The organism is Actinomadura logoneensis, from assembly GCF_003428695.1.
GTDB lineage: Bacteria > Actinomycetota > Actinomycetes > Streptosporangiales > Streptosporangiaceae > Spirillospora > Spirillospora logoneensis.
The window spans coordinates 1-8,395 of sequence record NZ_QURH01000959.1; the positions used below are offsets into that span (position 1 = coordinate 1).

General features: G+C 73.1%; 8 protein-coding genes and 1 pseudogene. 7 read left to right on the plus strand and 2 right to left on the minus strand.

Going from position 1 to position 8,395, the window contains the following annotated elements; translation table 11 throughout:
- Nucleotides 1-394: pseudogene (locus tag DZF91_RS40685) on the plus strand (hypothetical protein); the annotation flags it as partial.
- Nucleotides 395-459: 65 nt separating this feature from the next.
- Here DZF91_RS40685 and DZF91_RS32450 read toward each other — a convergent pair.
- Nucleotides 460-1,365 carry an SDR family oxidoreductase gene (locus DZF91_RS32450; RefSeq protein ID WP_117360869.1) on the minus strand — a complete coding sequence of 302 codons (906 nt, stop codon included), beginning with the start codon at nucleotides 1,363-1,365 and terminating at the stop codon, nucleotides 460-462.
- Between the two features lie 152 nt (nucleotides 1,366-1,517).
- Between DZF91_RS32450 and DZF91_RS32455 the strand changes: the two genes are divergently transcribed.
- The 3 genes from DZF91_RS32455 to DZF91_RS32465 all read left to right on the plus strand — a co-directional run bounded on the left by DZF91_RS32455 (nucleotide 1,518) and on the right by DZF91_RS32465 (nucleotide 4,267).
- Complete coding sequence (locus DZF91_RS32455) at nucleotides 1,518-2,495, plus strand: LysR family transcriptional regulator (RefSeq protein WP_117360870.1); 978 nt, start codon at nucleotides 1,518-1,520, stop codon at nucleotides 2,493-2,495.
- Nucleotides 2,496-2,676: 181 nt separating this feature from the next.
- Nucleotides 2,677-3,552, plus strand: coding sequence for a DUF1963 domain-containing protein (locus DZF91_RS32460; protein ID WP_158588100.1), 876 nt, complete (start codon nucleotides 2,677-2,679; stop codon nucleotides 3,550-3,552).
- A gap of 160 nt (nucleotides 3,553-3,712) precedes the next feature.
- Nucleotides 3,713-4,267 carry a cysteine hydrolase family protein gene (locus DZF91_RS32465; protein WP_117360872.1) on the plus strand — a complete coding sequence of 185 codons (555 nt, stop codon included), beginning with the start codon at nucleotides 3,713-3,715 and terminating at the stop codon, nucleotides 4,265-4,267.
- 94 nt (nucleotides 4,268-4,361) lie between these two features.
- Here the strand turns inward: DZF91_RS32465 and DZF91_RS32470 are convergent, their stop codons facing one another.
- Complete coding sequence (locus tag DZF91_RS32470; protein WP_117360873.1) at nucleotides 4,362-4,706, minus strand: cupin domain-containing protein; 345 nt, start codon at nucleotides 4,704-4,706, stop codon at nucleotides 4,362-4,364.
- A 243-nt stretch (nucleotides 4,707-4,949) separates the two neighbouring features.
- Here DZF91_RS32470 and DZF91_RS32475 point away from each other — a divergent pair, with 243 nt between their 5' ends.
- From DZF91_RS32475 to thiI, 3 genes are all read left to right on the plus strand, one after another.
- Entirely contained in the window at nucleotides 4,950-5,594 is a 645-nt protein-coding gene (locus DZF91_RS32475; RefSeq protein ID WP_117360876.1) for a response regulator, read from the plus strand.
- A 240-nt stretch (nucleotides 5,595-5,834) separates the two neighbouring features.
- A complete protein-coding gene (locus DZF91_RS32480) occupies nucleotides 5,835-6,860 on the plus strand; it encodes a 6-phosphofructokinase (protein ID WP_117360874.1) in 1,026 nt (341 codons plus the stop codon).
- 235 nt (nucleotides 6,861-7,095) lie between these two features.
- Nucleotides 7,096-8,322, plus strand: a complete 1,227-nt coding sequence (thiI, locus tag DZF91_RS32485) for a tRNA uracil 4-sulfurtransferase ThiI (protein WP_117360875.1) — start codon at nucleotides 7,096-7,098, stop codon at nucleotides 8,320-8,322.
- The last annotated feature ends 73 nt before the right edge of the window (nucleotides 8,323-8,395 follow it).

Consider the following 8,395-nt stretch of genomic DNA (forward strand, 5'->3'; position numbering starts at 1 on the left):
CGCCGACCTGTACTGGGCGGCTGGCGGCGGCGCGGCGACGAACCCGCACGCCAGGGGCGGCCTGGACGCCGCCGCCCGCTCGCTCCTGGTCGGGGACGCGTTCTGGGCCACGGCCGGGGCGGTCAGCGCGTGGGTCCTGGCGGGCCGCGCGCGGCGCGTGCCGCTCCGGCTCCCGGTGGCGGCGGCGTTCGTCGCGTCCGGGTCCCTGGTGGGCTGGGGCCTGTGGCGGTTGCCGTTCGCCGCCCTGCGTCCGGGCGAGTTCGAGCCCTACGAGCAGCCCTGGGCCTCCGTCGCGGTGAACGCGGTCAGCGTGGCGGCGGGGGTGGCCCTGGCCGTCCACCTGGCCAGGGCCGTCCGGTCGCGCCCCGACACGGGACGCCCCGGCCGGTCGTGAACCGGTCGGTCACGGGACGGCCGGTCGTGAACCGGCCGGTCGTCAACCGTTCGGTCGCGGGCCGGTCAGGCGTCCGCGGACGCGAAGTAGTGGCCTTCGTCCAAGTCCGCGATGAGGCCCGGGTGCTCGGGCTCCCAGCCGAGGAGATCCCGGGTCCGGACGCTGGAGGCGGGCGCGTCCATCGAGATCACGTGGCCCAGGAACCCGAAGTGCTCCGCGACGTCGGACGCGGGGACCGACACGGTCGGCAGGGACAGGTGCCGCCCGATGACCTCGGCGATCTCGCGGGTCGAGACGCCCTCGTCGGCCATGCAGTGGAGCCGCGAACCCGCCGGGGCGCCTTCCAATGCGAGCCGGTACAGGCGCGCCGCGTCCAGCCGGTGGACGGCGGGCCAGACGTTCGCGCCGTCCCCCGGGTAGCCCGAGACGCCCCGCTCCCGCGCGATGTTGATCAGCACGGGGACGAACGCCTTGTCGCCGCGCCCGTGCACGGTCGGCGGCAGCCGGACGACCGACGCCCGCACGCCCTCGGCGGCGAGCGCGACCGTCGCCTCCTCGTTCAGGAACCGGATGTACCCGAACGAACCGGGCGCCTGGCGGGTGTCCTCCGTCGAGACCTCGCCCGGCTTCCCCGAGCGCGCGACCGCGACCGTCGTGATCATCGGACGGCCCGACCCCGCGAGCGCCGCGCCCATCGTCTCGATCGCGCGGCGGTCCATCGCGATGCTCTCCTCGAACCGGAAGAAGTCATGGAAGGCCAGGTGGATGACGCCGTCCGACTCCTCCGCCCCCGCGCGCAGGACGTCCAGGTCCTCGATCGACCCGCGCAGCACGTCCGCCCCGACGGCCCGCACCTTCTTCTCGGCCTCGTCCGAACGGGCCAGCCCGACGACCTCGTGCCCGGCCTGCAGCAGCTCGGGGATGACGGCGCCGCCGATGTATCCGGACGCACCGGTAACGAAAACACGCATGCGGAAACTCCTGGGAACAGGTGGTGACCCGGCCGAACACCGGCCGGACCTCCACCGTGGTCCCGCCGCCCGTCCCGCGTCCAATGACCATTGCGCAGCCCGTGTTGCGCCTCGCGTATCACCACAGGTGGACGCCGCCCTACGCTGATCGCATGGCCGAAACGCTGCCTCCCGCGGTCCTCGGAACGCCGATCCCCGCCGACCCCAAGACGCCGCCCGCGGACTTCAGGACGCCGCCGCCCGCGGACCTCGACCTCCGGCTCGTCCGCTGCTTCACCGTCCTCGCCGAGCACCGCCACTTCGGCCGCGCCGCCGCCGCGCTGCACCTCACCCAGCCGTCCCTGAGCAGGCAGTTGCGCAGGCTGGAACGGGACGTCGGCGCCCGGCTGCTCGACCGCACCCCGCAGGGCAGCCGCCTCACCGCCGCCGGCGAGGCGTTCCTGCCGCTCGCCACCGCGCTGCTGCGGACGTCCGCGCGGGCGGTGGCGAGGACGCGGGCCGCCGCCCGGCCCGACCGGGTCGTCGTCGGCTACATGTCCGGGGCGATCGTCACCGGCGCCGTCCGCGAACTGCGCCGCCTGCACCCGGACGCCGACGTCCGGACCGTCCACGTCCACGTCACCGAGGCGCGCGAAGCGCTGCTCGACCACCGCGTGGACGCCCTGGTGACCCGCCTGCCGTTCGCCACCGACGGGCTGCGCGTGACCGCCCTCTACGACGAGCCGCGCGTCGTGCTCGTCCCCCTCGACCACCGGCTGGCCGCGAGGGAGTCGGTCACCATCGACGACATCGCCGACGAACCGCTCCCCAGGCTGCGCGGCGCCACCCCTGAGTGGGACGCGTTCTGGCGGCTCGATCCGCGCCCCGACGGACGCCGCGCGCCCGACGGCCCGTACATCGAGCGCATCGAGGAGAAGTTCGAGCTCGTCGCCTCCGGACAGGCCGTGGCCGTCACCGCCGGAACCCACGGCAACGTCCTCCGCCCCGATCTCGCAGCCCTGCCCCTGACCGGCGTGGAGCCGAGCCACGTCGTCCTCGCCACCAGGGCGGACGATCCGAACCCCCTGGTCAGCGCCTTCCGAGAATGCGCCACGGCCCACATCACGTCGCCGCGGCCCGGCACCGCCTGACGCGCCCGGCGTGGCACCGCCTGACGCGCCCGGCGTGGCACCGCCTGACGCGCCCGGCGTGCGGCGTGCGGCGCGGAGATCGCGGATGCCGGGCGGCGTCACTAGGGTCGCGGACAGTAGCGTTTTCGGTTTGAGGCGTGGGGGAGTGGACACTTCCCGTTGCGGACGATCTGGAGCCTCGATGGGTTTCGCGAGTTACGAAGAAGCGTGCGCGAAGGTACGCGAACTGTGTGTCGACCGCCTCGGCGAGCACATCGGCACGCAGGTCGCGGCGTTGGCGCGCCCTGCCTTCGGACTGCGGCCCGTGAAGCCCGGGACCCAGCCCGCCGGGCACTGCCGGTGGGGCGGCCCGGCCCTGCTGAGCCCCGGAACCCCGTGGCCGGAGTACGACGGCATCCCGCTGAGCCTGTTCGCCGTCCTCGACGTCGAGGCGCTCGGCCCGTGGGCGGCGGACGAGCGCCCGCCCAACGGCGACCGGCTGCTCAACGTCTTCTACTGCGACCCGGACCCTCGGCGCGGATACGTGGACGACGGCTCGCTCCAGCGCTCCGACGATCCGCGCTACTGCCGCGTCATCCCCGCCGACCCGGCCTCGGCCGTCGAGGTGACCGCGCCCCCGCCCGCGTCGCTCCATCCGGCCCAGCCGTTCTACGGGGTCCCGGTGATCACCCTCCCCTCGGCGTGCGGCGTCGACTACGACCCGGTCCTCGACACGCTGGACTACGGCGGCGAGACCGACGGGTCCATCTACTACGAGTCGCTGCCGGGCTGGCTGGTCTCGGACCGCTTCGGCGAGGCGTGGAGCGAGTTCTGCAGCAAGGAGCAGGGCCTCTACCAGTACGACGACGTGTTCTTCTCCCCGGACCAGGCGTTCGGCTGGCCGCACCTGGAGGGCCACTTCCCCCTGCAGGAGCTCTCGGACGGCGAGCCGTACCGCCACATCATCACCATCGGCCAGTACCTGGGCGACGGAGGGTACGTCCACTTCGTCCTGCCCGCCCGCGCGTTCCGCGAAGGCGACTACTCCCGGACGGTCGCCTTCCTCGAATGCTTCTGACGTCCGTCTTCCGAACCGCTCCCTCGCCTGTCGCCGCGCGGACCCCCTGACCGGTTCGTTCCGCCCGGGAAGGCCGCCTCCCGCCCGCATACCATGATCACGTAATCGGCGGTACGCCCCTTTCGCGACGCCGTACGGACAGGTTGGACAGGAGCCAGTCGTGACCACCGCACTCATCATCGGGGACGTCCAGCAGGGCATCACCGGCAGCTACCCGTTCGCCAAGCAGGTCGTGGCGCCGCTCACCGACCTCCTGCCGCGCGCCCGCGAGGCCGGCGCCCTGGTGGTGTTCGTCCACTTCGGGTTCCGGCCGAACGGCGCCGACCTGCCGCCGGACAACGAGCTGTTCAGGTCGTTCTTCGAGGCCGGGGACGCGTTCCACGAGGGCTCGCCCGGGACCGAGATGGCGCTGCCCGTCCAGGATGAGGACGTCGTCGTGATGAAGCGCCGGGCCAGCGCCTTCGCGGGTACCGACCTCGACCTCGTGCTCCGCTCGCGCGGCGTGGACACCATCGTGGTCGCGGGCGTCGCGACCAGCGCGATGGTGGCCGCGACCTGCTACGACGCGGCGGACCGCGGGTACCACGTCGCCGTGCTGCGCGACGGCTGCGGCGACGGCGACCAGGCGGTGCACGACTTCTTCATGGACGCCGTCTTCCCCGGCCGGGGATTCAGGGTCCTGACCTGCGCCGAGTGGGCCGAAGAGGCCCGCTGACCCGCTGACCCGCCGATCTCCCGACCCGCCGACAGGCCGAGGACGGGCGGCGAGGGCTCGTCCCGCACGGTCGTCCGCCCCGGCTCGGGAGCCCTCACTCCTCGGGGTGGACGTCCTTGCGGGAGCCGTAGGCGGGTCCGAAGACGACCAGGAGGGCCAGGTCCTCGGTCACGTCCACGAAGCGGTGCTCCTCGCCCGCCGGGACGAAGACCACGGTGCCGGGCTCCACGGCGGCCGTCCCGGTCGGCGTGACGATCGTGGCCCGGCCCGCCGTGACGACGTAGATCTCGTCCTCGGTGTGCGGGCTCTGGTCGTCGGTCCCGCCGACGGGGATGCAGTACGTCCCCACGGAGAGATCCGGCGTCCTGAGCTGCTCGGCCCAGTCGTTGGCCGCGCCCGCCGCCAGGCTCCAGGCGCCCGCGCCCTCAACGATCCGCATCCCCGCACCCTAGCCAAGCACCCCGCGGGGCGACAGGCCGACGACGGGATCACGGGGCGGTGGCGAAGGGGCGGACGACCGCGGACGCCCGCGCGCCATGGGCATCTCCGCGGGATGCTCGATGGAGGCATGAGCAACCGATATACCCTGCATATGGCATCGTGCCCGTCACATCGCGCTTTCGGCCGGGTGCGGCCGTAGGGTGGGCCCGTGAGCGACGACAGCACCCGATCCCTGCGCGTGATGGTCGTGGACGACCACCCGATGTGGCGCGACGCCGTGGCCCGCGACCTGGCCGAGGCCGGGCACGAGGTGGTCGCGACGGCCGGGGACGGCCGGACCGCGCTGCGCGTGGCGCCCGCCGCCCGCCCGGAGGTCGCCGTGGTCGACCTCCAGCTGCCCGACATCAGCGGCGTGGAGGTGACGCGCGCCCTGGTCGCCGCCGACCCGCCCGTCCGGGTGCTGGTGCTGTCGGCGAGCGGCGAGCAGCAGGACGTCCTGGAGGCGGTGAAGGCGGGCGCGACCGGCTACCTGCTGAAGTCCGCCGCCCGCGAGGAGTTCCTGGCCGCCGTCCGGACGGCCGGCGACGGCGACGCGGTGTTCACGCCCGGCCTGGCGGGGCTCGTCCTCGGCGAGTACCGGCGGCTGGCGGCGGCCCCGGCCCGTCCGGACGAGGAGGACGGCACCCCGCGCCTCACCGAGCGCGAGACCGAGGTGCTCCGCCTGGTCGCCAAGGGCCTCACCTACAAGCAGATCGCCGAGCGGCTCGTCCTGTCGCACCGGACGGTCCAGAACCACGTGCAGAACACGCTCGGGAAGCTCCAACTGCACAACCGCGTGGAACTCGTCCGCTATGCGATAGAGAAGGGCCTGGACCGCGAGTCCTGAGCCCCGGCGCGACGGGCCGTGCGGCCGTTCCGGAGACGCCGCAGGTCGGCGCGGGAGCGGCGGCGCCGGGCCGCGCCGTCCCGACCGTCCGCCGCCGACCCTCCCGACCGCCCGGGCGGTGCGGACCGGACGGACCGGACACGCTATGGTCTAGACCAATCCGAATGCCGGACCGCGGCCCCGCCGCGCACTAGGCTGACGGTGTCGAGACCAGCGGAAGTCCTGTCGGAAGGTGAGGGAATGCGCGTCGGAGTGCTGACCGGGGGCGGCGACTGCCCCGGCCTGAACGCCGTGATCCGCGCCGTGGTGCGCAAGGGCGTCAAGGAGTTCGGCTACGAGTTCGTCGGCTTCCGGGCCGGCTGGCGCGGCCCGCTCGAAGGCGACACCATGGCCCTCGACATCGAGGCGGTCCGCGGCATCCTGCCCCGGGGCGGCACGATCCTCGGCTCGTCCCGGACCAACCCGATCAAGGTCGAGGGCGGCATCGAGCGGATCAAGGACAACCTGGCCGGGCTCGGCGTGGACGCGCTGATCGCGATCGGCGGCGAGGACACCCTCGGCGTCGCGAGCCGGCTGTACGAGCACGGCGTGAACGTCGTCGGCGTCCCCAAGACGATCGACAACGACCTGAACGCCACCGACTACACCTTCGGCTTCGACACCGCGGTGAACATCGCGACCGAGGCCATCGACCGGCTGCACACCACCGCCGAGAGCCACCACCGCGCGCTGATCTGCGAGGTCATGGGCCGGCACGCGGGCTGGATCGCGCTGCACGCGGGCATGGCGGCGGGCGCGAACGTGATCCTCATCCCGGAGAAGCCGTTCGACATCGACGAGGTCGTCGCCTGGGTCGAGTCGCGGTTCAAGACCCGGTACGCGCCGATCATCGTCGTCTCCGAGGGCGCCCACCCCAAGGAGGGCCAGATGGAGCTGCAGACCGGCGAGAAGGACGCCTTCGGGCACGTCCGGCTCGGCGGCATCGGCCAGACCCTCGCGGACGAGATCGAGCGGCGCACCGGCAAGGAGGCCCGCGCCACGGTCCTCGGCCACATCCAGCGCGGCGGCACCCCCACCGCGTTCGACCGGGTGCTGGCCACCCGGTTCGGCCTGCAGGCCATCGACGCCGTCCGGGAGGGCGACTTCGGCACGATGGTCGCGCTGCGCGGCACCGACATCGTCCGGGTCGGGCTGGACGAGGCGACCGCCGAGCTGAAGACCGTCCCGCTGGAGCGCTACACCGAGGCCGAGGTCTTCTTCGGCTGACCGGAACCGTCCCACGGACGCCCCGGACCCCCGCGGTCCGGGGCGTCCGCCCTGTTCGGAGGCCCTTTCGCGGCTGGTCGGGGCGGCCGGCGGCGGTGCCCGGCCCCCCGGGTGCCGGAGGAGGCGGCGGGCTCCGGCGGGACGGGAAGAGAATGGACGGTCGCGGCGTTGCCGTTCGTGGGTCACACTTAGACGTTCGCCCCTTTCCCCGATCGCCGTCCCAGGAGGAAGCCGCATGTCCACGCTCGAGGCGCCGTCCGTCGCCGTCCGGGAGCAGTCGCCGGTCGACGGTGAACCGTGCGCGCTGCTGAAGCTGGGCGAGGTCGTCCTCAAGGGCAAGAACCGGGAGCTGTTCGAGAAGCGGCTCGCCGACAACGTCCGCGCGGCCGTCCGCCCCATCGCGAAGGTGGACGTGATCCGCCGCCACGGCGTGTTCATCGTCCGCACCAAGGACGCCCACGTCGAGCTGGTGGACCGGCTGGTCCAGCGGATCTCCGACGTCATGGGCATCGTCTGGGTGCACCGCGCCTGGCGCGTCGGCAAGGACGTCGAGAGCGTCGAGCGCGCCGCGCTGGAACTGATGGCCGGGCGCGAGGGCAGCTTCGCGGTCCGGTCCAAGCGCCGCGACAAGCGCTTCCCGCTGACCTCCACCGAGCTGGACCGACAGGTCGGCGGCAGGATCAACGACGTCTACGGCAACCCGGTCAAGCTGAAGAACCCCGACATCACGGTCTCGATCGAGATCGACCGGGACGAGGCGTTCGTGTTCTCCGGCGGCGTCCCCGGCGCGGGCGGCCTGCCGGTCGGGATGAGCGGCCGGGGCCTGGTGCTGATGTCCGGTGGCATCGACTCGCCGGTCGCCGCCTACCGCATGATGCGGCGCGGCCTGCGGGTCGACTACCTGCACTTCTCCGGCATGCCGTTCACCGGTCCGGAGTCGATCTACAAGGCGTACGCGCTGGTCCGCGAGCTGGACAAGTACCAGGGCGGCTCCCGGCTGTTCGTCGTGCCGTTCGGCAAGGCCCAGCAGCAGATCAAGTCCTCCGGCGCGGACCGCCTCGCCGTGATCGCGCAGCGCCGCCTGATGCTGCGCACCGGCGAACTCCTCGCGCACAGGATGCGGGGCGCGGCCCTGATCACCGGGGACGCGCTGGGCCAGGTGTCCAGCCAGACCCTCGCGAACATCACCGCGCTGGACGACGCGGTCGAGATGCCGATCCTGCGCCCGCTGGTCGGGATGGACAAGACCGAGATCATGGACCAGGCCCGGAGCATCCGGACGCTGTCGATCTCGGAGCTGCCGGACGAGGACTGCTGCACCATGCTCGCCCCGCGCCGCGCCGAGACCCGCGCCAAGATCGACGACCTCCGGCAGATCGAGAAGCGCCTCGACGTGAACGAGCTCGCCGAGCAGCTGGTCGAGAGCATCCAGGAGCACCGCCCGGTCTACGGCGACTCCTGATCTCCCTCCACGGCCCGCGTCCCGCCCGCCCGGCGGCGCGCGGGCCGTCCCATGCCCGCACGTGCCCGCACCG